Source organism: Pseudomonas sp. KH_040 (assembly GCF_057839305.1).
Map to the genome: position 1 here is coordinate 6,323,417 of NZ_CM174487.1, position 17,096 is coordinate 6,340,512.

At 59.4% G+C, this 17,096-nt stretch carries 17 protein-coding genes; 6 read left to right on the top strand and 11 right to left on the bottom strand.

Annotated features, from left to right (window positions below):
• The first annotated feature begins 84 nt into the window (after positions 1-84).
• Positions 85-831 carry an NRDE family protein gene (locus tag AC3IUF_RS28270; RefSeq protein ID WP_414916446.1) on the top strand — a complete coding sequence of 249 codons (747 nt, stop codon included), beginning with the start codon at positions 85-87 and terminating at the stop codon, positions 829-831.
• Between the two features lie 276 nt (positions 832-1,107).
• Here AC3IUF_RS28270 and ptsP read toward each other — a convergent pair whose 3' ends face one another.
• Both ptsP and AC3IUF_RS28280 read right to left on the bottom strand, forming a co-directional pair.
• Positions 1,108-3,387: a phosphoenolpyruvate--protein phosphotransferase gene (gene ptsP / locus AC3IUF_RS28275; RefSeq protein WP_007913900.1), complete on the bottom strand. Its 2,280-nt coding sequence runs from the start codon at positions 3,385-3,387 to the stop codon at positions 1,108-1,110.
• Positions 3,388-3,409: 22 nt separating this feature from the next.
• On the bottom strand, positions 3,410-3,889 hold the full coding sequence (locus AC3IUF_RS28280) for an RNA pyrophosphohydrolase (RefSeq protein WP_003229203.1): 480 nt from the start codon (positions 3,887-3,889) through the stop codon (positions 3,410-3,412).
• A 143-nt stretch (positions 3,890-4,032) separates the two neighbouring features.
• Between AC3IUF_RS28280 and AC3IUF_RS28285 the strand changes: the two genes are divergently transcribed.
• A complete protein-coding gene (locus AC3IUF_RS28285) occupies positions 4,033-4,689 on the top strand; it encodes a histidinol-phosphatase (protein WP_007913897.1) in 657 nt (218 codons plus the stop codon).
• A gap of 120 nt (positions 4,690-4,809) precedes the next feature.
• On the opposite strand, the gene AC3IUF_RS28290 is transcribed toward AC3IUF_RS28285, so the two are convergent.
• Together AC3IUF_RS28290 and ilvA are read right to left on the bottom strand one after the other, a co-directional pair.
• On the bottom strand, positions 4,810-5,223 hold the full coding sequence (locus AC3IUF_RS28290) for a DUF2269 family protein (RefSeq protein WP_095112822.1): 414 nt from the start codon (positions 5,221-5,223) through the stop codon (positions 4,810-4,812).
• Between the two features lie 40 nt (positions 5,224-5,263).
• Entirely contained in the window at positions 5,264-6,778 is a 1,515-nt protein-coding gene (gene ilvA / locus AC3IUF_RS28295) for a threonine ammonia-lyase, biosynthetic (RefSeq protein ID WP_007913893.1), read from the bottom strand.
• Between the two features lie 147 nt (positions 6,779-6,925).
• Here ilvA and rpiA point away from each other — a divergent pair, with 147 nt between their 5' ends.
• Positions 6,926-7,600, top strand: a complete 675-nt coding sequence (gene rpiA / locus AC3IUF_RS28300; RefSeq protein WP_489279873.1) for a ribose-5-phosphate isomerase RpiA — start codon at positions 6,926-6,928, stop codon at positions 7,598-7,600.
• A gap of 147 nt (positions 7,601-7,747) precedes the next feature.
• On the opposite strand, the gene AC3IUF_RS28305 is transcribed toward rpiA, so the two are convergent.
• The 4 genes from AC3IUF_RS28305 to AC3IUF_RS28320 form a co-directional block, all read right to left on the bottom strand.
• Complete coding sequence (locus tag AC3IUF_RS28305; RefSeq protein ID WP_489279874.1) at positions 7,748-8,665, bottom strand: SdiA-regulated domain-containing protein; 918 nt, start codon at positions 8,663-8,665, stop codon at positions 7,748-7,750.
• Between the two features lie 242 nt (positions 8,666-8,907).
• On the bottom strand, positions 8,908-9,831 hold the full coding sequence (locus AC3IUF_RS28310) for an SdiA-regulated domain-containing protein (RefSeq protein WP_489279876.1): 924 nt from the start codon (positions 9,829-9,831) through the stop codon (positions 8,908-8,910).
• A gap of 258 nt (positions 9,832-10,089) precedes the next feature.
• Complete coding sequence (locus tag AC3IUF_RS28315) at positions 10,090-10,755, bottom strand: fumarylacetoacetate hydrolase family protein (RefSeq protein ID WP_007913879.1); 666 nt, start codon at positions 10,753-10,755, stop codon at positions 10,090-10,092.
• A 41-nt stretch (positions 10,756-10,796) separates the two neighbouring features.
• Positions 10,797-12,191: an FAD-binding oxidoreductase gene (locus AC3IUF_RS28320; protein WP_042704915.1), complete on the bottom strand. Its 1,395-nt coding sequence runs from the start codon at positions 12,189-12,191 to the stop codon at positions 10,797-10,799.
• A 204-nt stretch (positions 12,192-12,395) separates the two neighbouring features.
• Between AC3IUF_RS28320 and serA the strand changes: the two genes are divergently transcribed.
• Positions 12,396-13,625, top strand: a complete 1,230-nt coding sequence (gene serA / locus AC3IUF_RS28325) for a phosphoglycerate dehydrogenase (protein ID WP_008085296.1) — start codon at positions 12,396-12,398, stop codon at positions 13,623-13,625.
• 62 nt (positions 13,626-13,687) lie between these two features.
• On the opposite strand, the gene AC3IUF_RS28330 is transcribed toward serA, so the two are convergent.
• Positions 13,688-14,113 carry a DUF4399 domain-containing protein gene (locus tag AC3IUF_RS28330; RefSeq protein WP_489279878.1) on the bottom strand — a complete coding sequence of 142 codons (426 nt, stop codon included), beginning with the start codon at positions 14,111-14,113 and terminating at the stop codon, positions 13,688-13,690.
• A gap of 135 nt (positions 14,114-14,248) precedes the next feature.
• Here AC3IUF_RS28330 and AC3IUF_RS28335 point away from each other — a divergent pair, with 135 nt between their 5' ends.
• Positions 14,249-14,812 (top strand): transporter substrate-binding domain-containing protein, encoded by a 564-nt coding sequence (locus AC3IUF_RS28335; RefSeq protein WP_414916444.1) that lies wholly within the window; start codon positions 14,249-14,251, stop codon positions 14,810-14,812.
• A gap of 285 nt (positions 14,813-15,097) precedes the next feature.
• Here AC3IUF_RS28335 and AC3IUF_RS28340 read toward each other — a convergent pair whose 3' ends face one another.
• Positions 15,098-15,583, bottom strand: coding sequence for a 2-thiouracil desulfurase family protein (locus AC3IUF_RS28340; RefSeq protein WP_489279879.1), 486 nt, complete (start codon positions 15,581-15,583; stop codon positions 15,098-15,100).
• 1 nt (position 15,584) lies between these two features.
• Positions 15,585-16,217: a 2OG-Fe(II) oxygenase gene (locus tag AC3IUF_RS28345; RefSeq protein ID WP_007913869.1), complete on the bottom strand. Its 633-nt coding sequence runs from the start codon at positions 16,215-16,217 to the stop codon at positions 15,585-15,587.
• A 108-nt stretch (positions 16,218-16,325) separates the two neighbouring features.
• Between AC3IUF_RS28345 and AC3IUF_RS28350 the strand changes: the two genes are divergently transcribed.
• The gene (locus tag AC3IUF_RS28350) at positions 16,326-17,057 is read left to right on the top strand and encodes a DUF2059 domain-containing protein (protein WP_007913867.1); all 732 of its coding nucleotides are present in this window, start codon (positions 16,326-16,328) and stop codon (positions 17,055-17,057) included.
• Positions 17,058-17,096 lie beyond the last annotated feature (39 nt).

The window sequence follows — 17,096 nt, forward strand, 5'->3', positions numbered from 1 at the left end:
GATGCACACCCTTTGGCTCCACTGGCGATGGATGCACGGACGCGGGATGCGTAGAGTGAGCAAAAAACACACAAGGACCACCTTATGTGCCTGATTGTTTTCGCCTGGCGCCCGGGCCATGCCCAGCCGCTGATCGTCGCGGCCAACCGCGACGAATTCTACGCCCGGCCGAGCCTGCCTCTGGCGCAGTGGACGGAGGCGCCGCATGTGCATGCCGGACGTGATCTGGAGGCCGGCGGAACCTGGCTGGGGATAGGTGCCAGCGGGCGCTTTGCTGCGCTGACCAATATTCGTGATCCGCAGCAGCCAACGGCACGCAAGTCGCGGGGTGAGCTGGTGGCGCGGTTTCTGACTGGCGATGCGTCGATTGATGATTATTTGAACGAAGTGGTCGGGCATTCGGCGGAATATGCCGGGTTTAATCTGTTGCTCGGCAATAGTCATGAGCTGTGGCACTTCAATGCGCGGCTGTCGGAGCCGGTGATGCTGGAATCGGGCGTCTACGGGGTATCCAATGCCGGGCTGGACACGCCGTGGCCGAAGTTGCTCAAGGCCAAGGCTGGGTTGAGTGCGGTGCTGGATGATCCGCAACCGCAGCACTTGCTCGATTTGCTAAGCGATGCCCAGACCGCGCCGGAAGCGGAATTGCCGGATACCGGGGTGGGTCTGGCCACTGAAACATTGCTGTCGAGTGTGTTTATTGCCAGCCAGAGCTATGGAACGCGGGCGAGTACGGCGTTGATCGTGCAGGCGGATGGGACGCGACGGATAGTCGAGCGGAGTTTCGGGCCGTATGGCGGGCATTTGGGCGAAGTGGAGATAACAGCTTAAGAGCAGACCCTCACCCCAGCCCTCTCCCAAAGGGAGAGGGGGCCGACCGAGGTGTCTTGAGCCGTACATCGACCTGAAAGACCGAGTCGATTATGGCTTTAGCGCAGCACTTTCACCCCCGCGTGAATCGATTATGGATTCAGCACAGCACTTTCATCCCGGTGTGAATCGATTATGGATTCAGCAAGGCAGCTTCAGGTCGGCGGAGTTCTGCAGCATCCCCGGATCAGTCCCCTCTCCCTTTGGGAGAGGGTTAGGGTGAGGGGCTTTTGATCTTCAGAGGGCTTTGACCACCGCCGGCGGATGCATCTTCGACAACCCAAGGTTCTTCAGCGCCAATTGCAGCGAACTGTGGATAACCTGCGGGTTATCAATGGTCATCAACTCGGCCAACAACTCCTGAGCCTTGCTCAGATTGACCTGACGCAACATCCACTTCACCTTCGGCAAGTTGGTGGCGTTCATCGACAGGCTGTCGAACCCCATCGCCATCAACAGCACCGCCGCCGCCGGATCACCGGCCATTTCGCCGCAGATACTCACCGGTTTGCCTTCGGCATGGGCATCGCGTACCACGGTTTGCAGGGCTTGCAGTACTGCCGGATGCAGGTAATCGTAAAGATCGGCCACACGCGGGTTGTTACGGTCGACCGCCAGCAAATACTGAGTCAAGTCGTTGGAGCCGACGGACAGGAAGTCGACCATCCGCGCCAGTTCCTTGGTCTGGTACACCGCTGCCGGAATCTCGATCATCACGCCAATCGGCGGCATCGGCACATCGGTGCCTTCGTCGCGTACTTCGCCCCAGGCGCGGTGGATCAGGTGCAGGGCTTCTTCGAGTTCGTGAGTGCCGGAGATCATCGGCAGCAGAATCCGCAGGTTGTTCAAGCCTTCGCTGGCCTTGAGCATCGCGCGGGTCTGCACCAGGAAGATTTCCGGGTGGTCGAGGGTGACGCGAATACCGCGCCAGCCGAGGAACGGGTTGTCTTCCTTGATCGGGAAGTACGACAGCGACTTGTCACCGCCGATGTCGAGGCTGCGCATGGTCACCGGTTGCGGGTGGAACGCGGCGAGCTGCTCGCGGTAGATCGCCAGTTGTTCCTTCTCGCTCGGGAAGCGCTGGTTGATCATGAACGGCACTTCGGTGCGGTACAGGCCGACACCTTCGGCGCCACGCTTCTGCGCCCGCGCCACATCGGCGAGCAAACCGGTGTTGACCCACAGCGGCATGCGGTGACCGTCGAGGGTCACGCATGGCAAGTCACGCAGGGTGTCGAGGCCCAGCGCCAGTTGTTTCTCTTCTTCGACGACTTCAGCGAACTGCTTGCGCAGCACTTCGCTTGGGTTGGTGTAGACCTCGCCGCGTGTGCCGTCGACGATCATTTCGATGCCGTCGACCTTGGCATACGGCAGGTCGACCAGACCCATCACCGTCGGAATGCCCATGGCCCGGGCCAGGATCGCCACATGGGAGTTACCCGAACCGAGTACCGAGACCAGACCGACCAGCGTGCCTTCCGGCACCTCGCCGAGCATCGCCGGCGTCAGTTCTTCGCTGACCAGAATGGTTTTTTCCGGGTAGACCAGATTCTGCTGACGCTCTTCCTGCAAATAGGCGAGCAGGCGGCGACCGAGGTCTTTGACGTCCGAGGCACGCTCACGCAGGTAGGCGTCGTCCATCAGTTCGAAACGGTTGACGTGCTCAGTGACCACCTGGCGCAGCGCGCCTTGGGCCCACTGACCGGTCTTGATCACGGTGGTGATTTCGCTGCCTAGTGAAGCATCGTCGAGCATCATCAGGTAGACGTCGAACAGCGCGCGCTCTTCCGGGCGCAGTTGCGTCGCCAGCTTGGCGGACAACGCGCGCATGTCGGCGCGCACGCCTTCGATGGCGGTCTTGAACAGCGCCAGCTCGGCGTTGATGTCGGTGATGGTCTTGTCCGGCACCACGTCGAGATCGGCCGGCGGCAGCATGACCACCGCCGTACCGACCGCCGCACCCGGCGAACCCGGCACGCCGACGAACTTGGCTTCCTGAATGCCTTTGCCCTGACGGCCCAGACCGCGGATCGAACCGGTGGCCTCGGCGTGGGCGATTACGCCGGCGAGCTGCGCGCTCATGGTCACGAGGAAGGCTTCTTCACCTTCGTCGAACTGGCGGCGTTCTTTTTGCTGGATGACCAACACGCCGACGACGCGGCGGTGGTGAATGATCGGTGCACCGAGGAACGAAGCGTAACGCTCCTCGCCCGTTTCGGCGAAGTAACGGTAGCGCGGGTGATCCGCAGCGTTTTCGAGGTTCAGGGGTTCTTCACGCGTGCCGACCAGACCGACCAGACCTTCGTTGGGTGCCATGCTGACCTTGCCGATCGAGCGCTTGTTCAAGCCCTCGGTGGCCATCAGGACGAAGCGGTTGGTCTCGGGATCAAGCAGGTAGACCGAGCAGACCTGGCTGCCCATGGCCTCTTTGACGCGCAACACAATAATCCCCAACGCCGCCTTGAGATCCTTGGCGGAGTTAACTTCCTGGACGATCTTGCGCAGCGTATTGAGCATGGCTCGGGGTCGAACTCCGTCGTCAGTCGCGCGCTAAAAGGCGCGGGGCAAGCTCTTTGAGGGCGCGGCGATACACCTCGCGCTTGAATGTCACCACCTGGCCCAACGGATACCAATAGCTGACCCAGCGCCAGCCATCGAACTCCGGTTTACCGGTCAAATCCATCCGCACCCGTTGCTCGTTGGAGATCAGGCGCAGGAGAAACCATTTCTGTTTCTGGCCGATGCACAGCGGTTGGCTGTGCGTACGCACCAGACGTTGCGGCAAACGATAGCGCAACCAGCCCCGAGTACAGGCCAGTATTTCAACATCTTCACGTTCCAGGCCAACTTCTTCGTTCAGCTCGCGGTACAAGGCGTCTTCCGGCGTCTCTTCAGGGTTGATTCCCCCTTGCGGAAACTGCCAGGCATCTTGATTGATACGGCGAGCCCATAGCACCTGGCCGGCGTCATTCGTCAGAATGATCCCGACATTGGGGCGGAAACCATCGGGGTCGATCACGGCAACAACCTCGCAAACGCATGTCGCCGCATTGTTCCACAAAGGTTGATAAGGCGGCAACGAGGCTTCCTACCTTATGTGCACTCTTGTGAAAAGACCGTATTCTTGTCGCCTTTTTACAGACTTATCAGCGGGTAACTGCAATGCGCCTGGCTCTATTCGATTTGGACAACACCCTTCTGGGCGGCGACAGCGATCACGCTTGGGGCGACTATCTGTGTGAACGCGGCTTCCTCGACCCGATTGCGTACAAGGCTCGCAACGACGAGTTCTATCAGGATTACCTGGCCGGCAAACTGGATAACGCCGCGTACCTGAACTTCTGCCTGGAGATCCTCGGCCGCACCGAAATGGCCGTGCTCGATCAATGGCACAACGATTACATGCGCGACTGCATCGAACCGATCATCTTGCCCAAGGCGCTGGAACTGCTGAAAAAGCACCGCGATGCTGGCGACAAACTGGTGATCATCACCGCGACCAACCGCTTCGTCACCGCGCCGATTGCTGTGCGCCTGGGCGTTGAAACCCTGATCGCAACCGAGTGTGAAATGGTTGATGGCCGTTATAGCGGGCGCAGCACCGACATTCCGTGCTTTCGCGAGGGCAAGGTGACGCGGCTGAATCGTTGGCTGGAAGAGACCGGATATTCTCTGGATGACAGCTATTTCTATAGCGATTCGATGAATGATTTGCCGTTGCTGGAGCAGGTGGCGAATCCGGTTGCTGTCGATCCGGATCCGAATCTGCGCGCCGAAGCAGAGAAGCGTGGCTGGCCGGTGATTAGTCTGCGCGGCTGATTACGCCATCGCTGGCAAGCCAGCTCCCACAGGTTTTTCGGCTGTCCACAATATCCGTGTTCACTGAAGATCCCTGTGGGAGCTGGCTTGCCAGCGATTGGCTCGACTCGGTATATAGCCTTAAACAGGCTTGGCCCCCATCAACCCCGCAATGGCGAGAAACCCGACGCCGCTGACAATCGCCAGCGCCAACGTGAATTTCCAGTTACCAACCCCGCTCGTCCACAGCCGATTCAGCCGAACCAGCAGCCAGACCGCACTCAACGTGGCCACGGCATAGATCACGCTGGACCCCAGAATCCAGAACTGCCCCAGTGGCCAGCCGATCAGATGTACCAACCACCAGCCGGTGAAAGGCATGCTCAGCATACCGATCAGCATCAAACACCAGATAAACAGCCAGGGCCGCTGCATCGTGCTGGCCGGCCCTTCGCTGCGATTACGCCAGGAAAGAGCAGCGAGCCCCAACCCGCTGGCGAGGATCACCACGGTCGCCGCGACATGAAGGACTTTCAGGGTGGTCAGGGTTTCCATGAATTTCTCTTCCTTGGGCCATGCCCATCAGCGTAGCCGCTCAGCCAAGAAACAGCTGATAGGCCGGGTTGTCGCTTTCATCCCAGTACGGGTAGCCGATTTCCTCAAGCGCCGCCGGCACCAGATGACGCTCGTCGTGCGGCACTTGCAGGCCCGCGACCACGCGGCCATCAGCGGCGCCGTGGTTGCGGTAGTGGAACATCGAGATGTTCCAGCGCCCACCGAGCTTATTGAGGAAATTGAACAGTGCGCCCGGACGTTCCGGGAACTCGAAGCGGAACACCACTTCATCAATCACATGCGCCGCGTGACCACCGACCATGTGGCGGATGTGCAGCTTGGCCAGTTCGTTGTCAGTCAGGTCGAGCACCGGGAAACCCTGCTCGGCCAAGCTCGCCAGCAATGCGCTGCGCGGGTCGTTTTCCGGGTGAGTCTGCACACCAACGAAGATGTGCGCTTCGCTGCCGGTGTTGTAGCGATAGTTGAATTCGGTGATCTGGCGCTTGCCGATGGCTTCGCAGAACGCCTTGAAGCTGCCGGCCTTCTCGGGGATGGTCACGGCGATGATCGCTTCACGGCCCTCGCCCAGTTCGGCGCGCTCGGCAACGTGACGCAGGCGGTCGAAGTTGACATTGGCACCGGAGTCGATGGCGACGAAGGTCTGGCCGCTGACACCGCGTTGCTCGACGTACCTCTTGATCCCGGCCACGCCCAACGCGCCGGCAGGTTCGGTGATCGAGCGGGTATCGTCGTAGATATCTTTAATTGCTGCACAGATCTCGTCGGTGCTGACAGTAATCACTTCATCGACATAGTCTTTGCAGATGTCGAAGGTGTGCTGACCGATCTGCGCCACGGCCACGCCGTCGGCAAAGATGCCGACGGTCGGCAGCACCACGCGCTCGCCGGCAGCCATCGCCGCTTGTAGGCAGTTGGAGTCGTCCGGCTCGACGCCGATGACTTTGATGTCCGGACGCAGGTATTTCACGTACGCGGCGATACCGGCGATCAAACCACCGCCACCGACCGGAACGAAAATCGCGTCCAGCGGCTGCGGGTGCTGGCGCAGAATTTCCATCGCCACGGTGCCCTGCCCGGCAATGGTGTGCGGATCGTCATACGGGTGGATGTAGACGTAGCCTTTTTCGTCGACCAGTTTCAGTGAGTAGGCCAGCGCTTCCGGAAACGAATCGCCGTGCAGCACGACTTTGCCGCCGCGCGAGCGCACGCCTTCGACTTTGATCTCGGGGGTGGTCTTGGGCATGACGATGGTGGCTTTGACGCCCAGCACTTTCGCCGCCAGGGCCAGACCCTGCGCATGATTGCCCGCCGACGCGGTGACCACGCCACGCGCGCGCTCTTCATCGCTCAGTTGCGTCAGCTTGTTGTAGGCGCCGCGAATCTTGAACGAGAACACCGGCTGCAAGTCTTCACGCTTGAGCCAGATGTCATTGCCCAGCCGCTCGGAGAGCTGGCGAGCGTTCTGCAGCGGGGTTTCTACGGCAACGTCATAAACGCGCGAGGTGAGGATCTTTTTGACGTACTGTTCGAGCATCGGAAAGCATCACTGAGCGGTTGAGCGGGACCGGGGAGTCTAACCCGGCTTTTGCCCGCACGACCACACGAATCCAGAGGTTTTAGCCGCGCTTGCGGCTATAATGCCGGCCTTTCCGTTCTCACCTTGCCCGCTTCCGGAGCCCGCATGACCCAGGATCAACTCAAACAGGCAGTGGCTCAGGCCGCCGTCGACTTCATCCTTCCGAAACTCGACGACAAGAGCATCGTCGGGGTCGGCACCGGCTCCACCGCCAACTGCTTCATCGACGCTCTGGCCCAGCACAAGGGCGCGTTCGATGGCGCGGTTGCCAGTTCCGAAGCCACTGCCGCGCGTCTGAAGGGCCACGGGATTCCAGTGTATGAGCTGAACACCGTCAGCGACCTGGAGTTCTACGTTGATGGCGCCGATGAAAGCGACGCGCACCTGAACCTGATCAAGGGCGGCGGCGCCGCTCTGACCCGCGAGAAGATCGTTGCCGCCGTGGCCAAGACCTTCATCTGCATCGCCGACGCCAGCAAACTGGTGCCGGTGCTGGGCGAATTCCCGCTGCCAGTCGAAGTGATCCCGATGGCCCGCAGCCACGTCGCCCGCCAATTGGTGAAACTGGGCGGCGACCCGGTGTACCGCGAAGGCGTTTTGACCGACAACGGCAACATCATTCTGGATGTGTTCAACCTGCAGATCACCAACCCGGTGGAGCTGGAAGCGCAGATCAATGCGATTGTCGGCGTGGTCACCAACGGCTTGTTCGCGGCGCGTCCGGCGGATCTGTTGTTGCTGGGTACTAGCGAAGACGTGAAAACCCTCAAGGCTGAGTAAGCCCGGTCACCTACAGATTTGTGGGCAGACGAATAAACCTGTAGGAGTGAGCCTGCTCGCGATAGCGGTGTGTCAGTTGAGATAAATGTCGACTGACACACCGCTATCGCGAGCAGGCTCACTCCTACAATGGTTCTGTGGTGTTGGTTAGTTCGGTGTTGGTTTTTTGAAGACGTAAAACAGATTCGGCTCACTCACCAGATACAACGTCCCGTCATCATCCATCGCAATGCCTTCCGCCTGCGGTACGGTTTTCTTCAAACCCTGCCGCCCGCCACTGATGGACATCGTGCTCAACGGCCGCCCGCCGACATCCAGCTCCAGAATCAGCCGCGACTCATCCGACAGTGCCAGCAAATGCCCGCTGCGCTCGTCGTACTGCAAACTCGACAGATCGCGCACAAACATCCCGGCGTCACGCTTGGGATCGTTGATCACATGCACCGCGTAGGACTTCTCCGGATTGAAATGCGGAAAGCCGTGCACTTCGTAGATCAGCATCGGGTTACGCTCTTTCGCGACAAATAAGCGCTTGCCTACCGAGTCATACGCCAGGCCTTCAAAACCTTTGTTGCTGGCCATATGCACGCCGAGGGTCATCTGCTCGGCGTCCGCCGCGTCGAGGAATGTGGTGTCTGCTTCCAGGTGTATCTTGATCAGCCGCTGCTGACGCTCATCAGTGATCACGTAGGTGTCGGCGCTGATGTACTCGACGGCTTCGGGATCACCAAAACCAATCAGGGCAATGCGCCGCAGGATCTTGCCTTCGAGCGACAGCTCGACCAGCTCGGAATTTTTGTTGGTCACAGTAAACAGGCTTTTGCGCACCGGATCGAAGGTCAGCGCCGAAACATCGTCGTCCAGCCCTTCAATCACCCGCGCCTCAATCTCCACGCGATACTGATCCAGCCCAATCGACTCGCTACTCTGCGGTTGCCACAGTGTGTGCAAGTTAAACCAGGCGCGCTCGAACAGGCGCATGTATTGGCCGATCGCAATCAACGCGATCAGGGCAATCACCGACAGGAAAATAATCAGAGGCTTGGGGCGGGCAAGTCGACGCATTCGGATGAGCTCGGGATCAAAACAGGCGGATGAAATATCACGCCCGTCTGAACTGAAGCTTAATGGCCACTTGCCTCAAACCACAAGCCAACCCCTGTAGGAGCTGCCGCAGGCTGCGATCTGATCGTTCCCACGCTCTGCGTGGGAACGCAGCCGGGGACGCTCTGCGTCCCACAGTCAAAAGATCGTCCGAACGCGGCCCGAACCTTCGGCAGCTCCTACATTGGAATCGGTAAAGGCTGCTATTTCTGTTTTTCGAAGCGATAGAACAGGTTCGGCTCGCTGACCATATACAGCGTGCCCGCCTCGTCCATGGTCACGCCTTCGGCGCGCGGGATGGTGTTTTTCAATCCGTTGAAGCCGCCAAGCAGGGTCATGAAGCTGACCTGTTCGCCCTTCTCGTCCAGCTCCAGCAGCAGGTGTGAATCGGCAGACAGCACCAGTGTGTGCTGGGTGCGCGGGTCAATCGCCAAGGCCGAGAGGTTGCGAATATCCAGTTCATCACTGACGAGTTTCTGCTTGTCGCCCTTGAGGGTCTGGCTGCCATCGCTTTTCCAGGTGAACAGCGCTGGTGGCCGCTCCTCGCCCAGCAACAGTTGCTGATTGCGAGCGTCCCAAGTGATGGCTTCGAACGCTTTGTTCTGGTCTTTCGACGGGCCGAGATCGTATTTCGGGAAATCGGCGATGTTCAATTCGCGAGTATCAGCGTCGACCCTGACGATCGACAGCATGTGCTGGCGCTCGTCGACGATGGCCATCAGGCCGTTTTCCATCATCGTCAGGCCTTCCGGATTGCTCCAGCCCACCAGCGGCATCTTGCGCAGCACATCACCTTGCAAGGTCAGCTCGGCGAGAAACGGGTTCTTGCCCATCACCGAGAACAGCGTTTTGGTCTGCGGGTTGTACGCCAGATCCGAAGCTTCGTCCTTCTCCATCCCCTTGAGCGGCTTGGCATCTATCACCACTCGATAGTCCGGCAGCCAGATGCTTTCCTTCTGCTCGGCCTGGCTTTCGAAGCTTTCCTGCAGCCAGAGCACCCCGCGATCATCCCAATGCATGGCAAACGCCAAGGCATAAGCGGCGGCAACCACCAGCAAGAGCCAGACATACCAGCGCAGGGAGAAACGTGAGCGGCGGGTGGGTTTGAGCTGAGTTTGAGATGACATCGATGGACGCGTTCCGAAAATTCAGGCTATGGGTAATAGCACAAAGAGGCCGGCTCAGACGCCAGAATGAGAGGAATTATCCGTACAGGATGTGAAAAAAACGGCAAATGGCGGGATTGCCCTGCGCCATTGTGGGAGAGATCACAAAACCCTGTAGGAGTGAGCCTGCTCGCGATGGCGTCAGGTCAGTCGAAACAATCGTTGACTGACAGACCGCTATTGCGAGCAGGCTCACTCCTGCAAGGGGACCGCGTTAAATCAGCGCACGCTGCTGGTGAAGCTGCTCGCGCCGACCAGCTCGAGGACGATGTCGTCGCCCACGTTCAGCGGGCCAACACCCACCGGCGTACCGGTGAGGATCACATCACCGGCCTGCAGCGAGAAGCAGCCGGCCATGTGCTGGATCATCGGCACGATCGGATTGAGCATCGCACTGCTGTTGCCGTCCTGGCGGACTTCGCCGTTGATGGTCAGACGAATGCCGATGTCGGTCAGATCAGCAAAGGTGCTGCCGACCACGAACGGCGCAAGCACCGCCGCGCCGTCGAACGACTTGGCGATTTCCCACGGCAGGCCCTTGGCTTTCAGCTCGGCCTGCTTGTCGCGCAGGGTCAGGTCCAGCGCCGGGGCGAAACCGGAAATGGCGTCGAGCACTTCTTCACGGCTCGGTTTGGTCGACAACGGCTTGCCGATCAACACGGCGATTTCCGCTTCGTAGTGCACCGAACCGCGCTCGGTCGGAATGGCGAAACCGCCTTCCAGCTCGACCACGCAACTGCCCGGTTTGATGAACAGTAACGGCTCGGTAGGCACCGGGTTGTCCAGTTCCTTGGCGTGTTCGGCGTAATTACGGCCAATGCACACGACTTTCCCGATCGGGAAGTGGATGCGCGTGCCGTCGACGTACTGGTGCTGATAGCTCATTTACCGACTCCTGCCTTCATTGATTCATCAAAGATTGCCGATCAAACCGCAAAAATCTTGCCCGGGTTCATGATGCCGTTCGGGTCGAACACCGCTTTTACCGCTTTCATGTACTCGATCTCGACCGGGGAACGGCTGTAGGTCAAGTAATCGCGCTTGGTCATGCCCACGCCATGTTCAGCGGAAATCGAACCGTTGTACTTCTCGACGGTTTCGAACACCCACTTGTTGACGGTCGCGCACTTGGCGAAGAACTCGTCCTTGCTAAGGTTATCCGGCTTGAGAATGTTCAAGTGCAGGTTGCCGTCGCCGATGTGGCCGAACCAGACGATTTCGAAGTCCGGATAGTGTTCGCCGACGATCGCGTCGATTTCCTTGAGAAATGCCGGCACTTTCGACACGGTGACCGAGATGTCGTTCTTGTACGGCGTCCAGTGCGAGATGGTTTCGGAGATGTATTCGCGCAGTTTCCACAAGTTCTGCAACTGCGTTTCGCTCTGGCTCATCACGCCGTCCAGCACCCAGCCCTGCTCGACGCAATGCTCGAAGGTTTCCAGTGCACTGTTGGCCACTTCTTCGGTGGTCGCTTCGAATTCCAGCAGTGCGTAGAACGGGCAATCGGTTTCGAAAGGTGCCGGCACGTCACCACGGCCCATGACTTTGGCCAGAGCTTTGTCGGAGAAGAATTCGAACGCGGTCAGGTCAAGCTTGCCCTGGAAGGCGTGCAGCACCGGCATGATCGAGTCGAAATCAGCGGTGCCGAGGACCATCGCGGTGAGGTTTTTCGGCGCTCGATCGAGGCGCATGGTCGCTTCGACGACAAAACCGAGGGTGCCTTCAGCACCGATAAACAGCTGACGCAAGTCGTAGCCGGTGGCGTTCTTGATCAGGTCTTTGTTCAGTTCCAGCACATCACCCTTGCCGGTGACCACCTTCATGCCGGCGACCCAGTTGCGGGTCATGCCGTAGCGAATCACCTTGATCCCGCCGGCATTGGTGCCGATATTGCCGCCAATCTGGCTGGAACCTGCCGAAGCGAAATCGACCGGGTAGTACAAGCCTTTCTCTTCCGCGACGTTCTGCAAATGCTCGGTGACCACGCCCGGCTGACAAACGGCGGTGCGGTCGGTGAGGTTCACGTCGAGAATCTGATTCATGTAATCGAACGACACGACCACTTCGCCATTCGCCGCCACGGCAGCGGCGGAAAGCCCGGTGCGCCCGCCCGATGGCACCAGTGCGACCTTGTGCGAGTTGGCCCAACGGACCACCGCCTGCACCTGCTCAATGGTCTTGGGAAACACGATGGCACTTGGCGCCGGGGCGAAGTGCTTGGTCCAATCCTTGCCGTACGCATTCAGGGAGTCGGCGTCGGTCAGGACCTTGCCAGGCTCGACCAGGGTCTTCAGTTCATCAATCAGGGCAGGATTGGTCATCGACAGAACTCTCGAACAATTCATGGTCATCCTGAGAACGCTTCACGTCGCAGGAATGAGTGTTTAGCGGGGAGGCTATGCTAGCATATCGACCCCGCAGGACAGCGCCCAAGGCCAGATCCGCGGAGACGACATTCTTGTCGTCCGGGTCAGCGTCTGTTGACCATTTCCTGCCATTTTTCTCCGGGATACAGGTTTACGCAGATGAGCAAGACTTCTCTCGATAAGAGCAAGATCAAGTTCCTTCTTCTCGAAGGCGTCCACCAATCGGCTGTCGACGTCCTCAAGGCGGCGGGCTACACCAGCATCGAATACCTGACAGGTTCCTTGCCGGAAGCCCAGCTCAAGGAAAAGATCGCTGACGCTCACTTCATCGGCATTCGTTCGCGCACCCAACTGACCGAAGAGATCTTCGATCACGCGAAGAAGCTGGTAGCGGTCGGCTGTTTCTGCATCGGCACCAACCAGGTTGACCTGAGTGCTGCCCGTGAGCGCGGCATTGCCGTGTTCAACGCGCCGTACTCCAACACCCGCTCCGTAGCGGAACTGGTGCTGGCCGAAGCGATCCTGCTGCTGCGCGGCATCCCGGAGAAAAACGCTTCCTGCCACCGTGGCGGCTGGATCAAATCCGCAGCTAACTCCTTCGAAATCCGTGGCAAGAAACTGGGTATCGTCGGCTACGGCTCGATCGGTACGCAGCTGTCGGTTCTGGCTGAAGGCCTGGGCATGCAGGTGTACTTCTACGACACCGTGACCAAGCTGCCACTGGGCAACGCTACTCAGATCGGCAGCCTGACCGAACTGCTGGGCATGTCCGACATCGTCACCCTGCACGTTCCGGAAACCGCTGCGACCCAGTGGATGATCGGCGAGAAGGAAATCCGCGCCATCAAAAAGGGCGGCATCCTGATCAACGCGGCGCGCGGTACCGTGGTCGAGCTGGACGCCCTGGCGGACGCGATCAAGGACAAGCACCTGATCGGCGCGGCCATCGACGTGTTCCCGGTGGAGCCACGCTCCAACGACGAAGAGTTCGAAAGCCCGCTGCGTGGCCTCGACAACGTGATCCTGACTCCGCACATCGGTGGTTCGACCGCCGAAGCGCAAGCCAACATCGGTCTGGAAGTGGCAGAAAAACTGGTCAAGTACAGCGACAACGGTACCTCCGTTTCGTCGGTGAACTTCCCGGAAGTGGCCCTGCCGGCTCACCCTGGCAAGCACCGCCTGCTGCACATCCACGAGAACATCCCGGGTGTGATGAGCGAGATCAACAAGGTCTTCGCCGAAAACGGCATCAACATCTCCGGTCAGTTCCTGCAGACCAACGAGAAGGTTGGCTACGTGGTGATCGACGTCGACGCCGAGTACTCGGATCTGGCGCAAGAGAAGCTGCAGCACATCAACGGCACTATCCGTAGCCGTGTGTTGTTCTGATTTAGCGTTGAGCGACAAAAAAGGGAGCCTTCGGGCTCCCTTTTTCATGCACGGCGAAACGGTTATTCGACGTTGATGGTGATTTTCTTCGAAACGATTGGCGGGTCGAACGCCATGTGACCGCTGTCGCCAAGTTCCAGCTGCAAGGTGTGTTGGCCCGGGGCGAGCTTGATGTCAGCCTGGGTCTGCGCCTTGCCGAAGTGCATATGATTGGCATCGGTAGGGACGACCGAACCGGCAGGAACGATTTCCTTGGCGTCGATCAGCAGGTGATGGTGACCGGTGTTTTTGGTGACGTCACCGGCCGGCGCCAGCGCGACGCCCTTGGTACCGAATTTGACGGTAAATGTCTGCGAAACCGTGGCCCCGTCCTCGGGAGAAACGATGAACACTTCGGCGCCTTTTGGTGCCGGTGTCGCCGCACTGGCCAGCACCGAAACACCCATCAGCACACCCGCCAACGCTGCACGTGACAAAAAGCTTTTCATTTTCTTCTCCAGTTTTTCCGTAAAATCCGCACGGTCATGACAACTTCATGACCATTCGTTGTCGAAGGCACTCGACAACCATAGCAAAGCGAGCCTGAATCAGAGCGTCGCGATAATGATTTCAAAGGAGTGACCATGCGTTTTCTGCCTGGCCTGATCTGCCTGCTACCCCTTTTGAGCCCTTTGGCTCACGCCGAACTGATTGATGACGTCAACGACCGTGGCGAGCTGCGCATAGCCCTTGAGGCTAATACACCGCCGTTCAATTACAAGGAAGGCGACACACTCACGGGGTTCGAGGTCGAGCTTGGGCAACTGCTGGCCCGGGAGCTGGATGTACGCGCCGATTTCATCGTCACAGATGAGGCAGACCTGCTCCAGGGCGTTGAAAGCGGCAAGTACGACGTTGCGCTCAACCACATAGCACTGACATCCGAACTCAAGGATCGTTTCGACTTCAGCGAGTCTTACGGCAAGGTCGATTCGCAGTTGCTGGCGAAAAAAGACGAGCAGCCACGGCCGATGGTGCTGGTGCAGGCGTTGACGGAAGAGAAGCCGAAAGTGGCAGAGCCGGTGGAATTGGCGATTCCGTTTCAGAAGGGTAATCCGGCATTTCAGGCCAGCCTTGCGAGTGCGATGCAGCGGATCAAGGAGGACGGACGCCTGGCGGCGCTGACCGAGAAGTGGTTGAAGCCTTAGAAGCCCCTCACCCTAGCCCTCCCGAAACGTCGGACCGCCCGTAGGGAGAGGGGACTGATTTGGGGTTGCTTTAGAGATACGCCGACCTGGGATGGCTATACCGAATCCGAAATCGACTGGTCATGGCTTTGTCGATTCCATAATCGATCGGTCATGGCTGTGTCGAATCCATAGTCGATAAGGTCTTCCAGGTCGATGCAAGACGTCAGACACCTCGGTCGGCCCCCTCTCCCTCCGGGCGGTCCGACGTTTCGGGAGGGCTGGGGTGAGGGCAACGATTCCGGATCAGCCCAAAGCCGCCAGGGCCACCGCCGCCTCAGCCAATTCAAGCTCACTGAAAACCTGCACACCATGGCGCTTGAGCAACGCAGCCGTCACGCCTTCGCCAGAGACTTTCACTCCGCTGAACGTCCCGTCATACGTCAACAGATTCCCGCAAGAAGGACTGTTGGCCTTGAGCACCGCCACACGAATCCCGTGCTTCTGCACCAACTCCAGTGCCTGCCGCGCACCATCGAGAAACTGCGCACTGACATTTTCGCCCTCAGTGGTGATCACCGCCGCGACACCATCGAGCACTTCACCGCCCTGCCCGCCCGGGATCTCCGCCGCCGCCCGTGGCGTTGGCAAACCACCCGCAACCTCCGGACACAACGGCACCACCCGCCCTTCGGCAATCCACTGTTCAAGCAAATCAAACGGCCCGCTCGCACCACCGTCATAACGCACGCGATGACCCAACAGGCAGCGACTGACCAGAATCCTGTGCATCTCAGAACGGCTCGTTGCCACGGCGACGAAACCAGCCAGTCAGCGACAGGCGCTCGCGGTTCGCCGGCAGCACTTCATGAGGCACCTCACCAGAGAGAAACACCACCAGACACCCGCCAGTAGGCTGCACGTCATGCACGCGCTCATCATTCAGGTACATGCGCAACTGACCGCCATCCTCCGGCAGCCACGCGTCATTGAGATAGACCACCACCGACACCATGCGCTTGTCATCGTCGCGAAAACGGTCGACATGCCGGCGATAAAAAGCGCCGGGCGGATACAAGGCGAAATGGCACTCAAAATCCTCAAGACCGAGAAACAGGCCACGGTTGAGCGCCTCACGCAGGCTTTCCATCAAGTTCAGATAGCGGTCGCTGGCCTCGGCCTGACCGGGATCGATCCACTGAATGTGGTCGCCACGAATCCCCTCGCGGATCTCCGAAAACGGCCCACGCCCCACCGCCGCCGGCGCCAGTTCACCCTCGGCTTCACGTTTGCGGCACTCGGCCGCCAGCTCGCGGGTCAAACCGGCGGGCAGGAATATGTTCTGCTGCGACCAGCCGTGTTCGGCCAGGTCATCGACAATGCGTAACAGCAGTGGGTGTTCAGAGGATATTTGCATGGCGCGCATAGTATGTCGGCGGCAACAAATCCGACAGAGCCACGCGGCGGCTTGCTACGAATTCTCGACAAGTACCGGCACCGCACGGAGAATAGTCCGCTGCTGACAGGAGTCCCTATGCGCCGTTTGCTTTTTTCACTGTTGATGTTCTGCGTTTTGCCCGCCTGGGCGGACGGCCACGATCAGTTGTACAAGGTCGCCGGCTGGCCAGATCAACGTGCGCATTTCAATGACGCCCTGACGGCCGCACAGCAGCGCTATCAGAACAGCCTGCCGCCGGCGGTGTTTCAAGCATTGGTGAACAACAGTAATCAGCGCTTCGCCCCGCAGGCCGTCGATCAACGCGCCGAAGCGCAACTGCGGCAGAAGCTTGCCGACCCGAAACCGGCGCTGACCTTCTTTCAATCACCGCTGGGCAAGAAAATCGTCGCAGCCGAATTGCTGGCGACCCGGCGCGATCAATTGGCGAAAAATGCCAAGGGTCTGCCAAAGATGCAGGCCAGCGACAGCCGTCTGCTGATCATCGGCCACCTCGCGCAAGCCTTGCCGGCCCGTGAAGCTGGCGCCGAAGTGAGCTTGGCGATTGCTGGTGTGGCGGCGGACAGCTTGAGTTCGATGATTCCGGGGCTGCTCGGTGGTGGTCAGGCGCAAGGTATGCTCAACGGTCAGCGCCAGCGTTTGATGGATCAGATTGGCGCGGACATGAACAACACGTTGCTCTACGTCTATCGCGATTTGTCGGATGAAGAGCTGGAAGAGTTTGCGACGTTTGCCGAGTCGACTGAAGGCAAGGCCTACTATCAGGCGGCGCTGGCGGCGATTCGCGCAGGGTTGGCGGTCGGGCAATGAGCTTCAGCGCCTGACTTGCCAGCGATGGGGCCTTCAGCT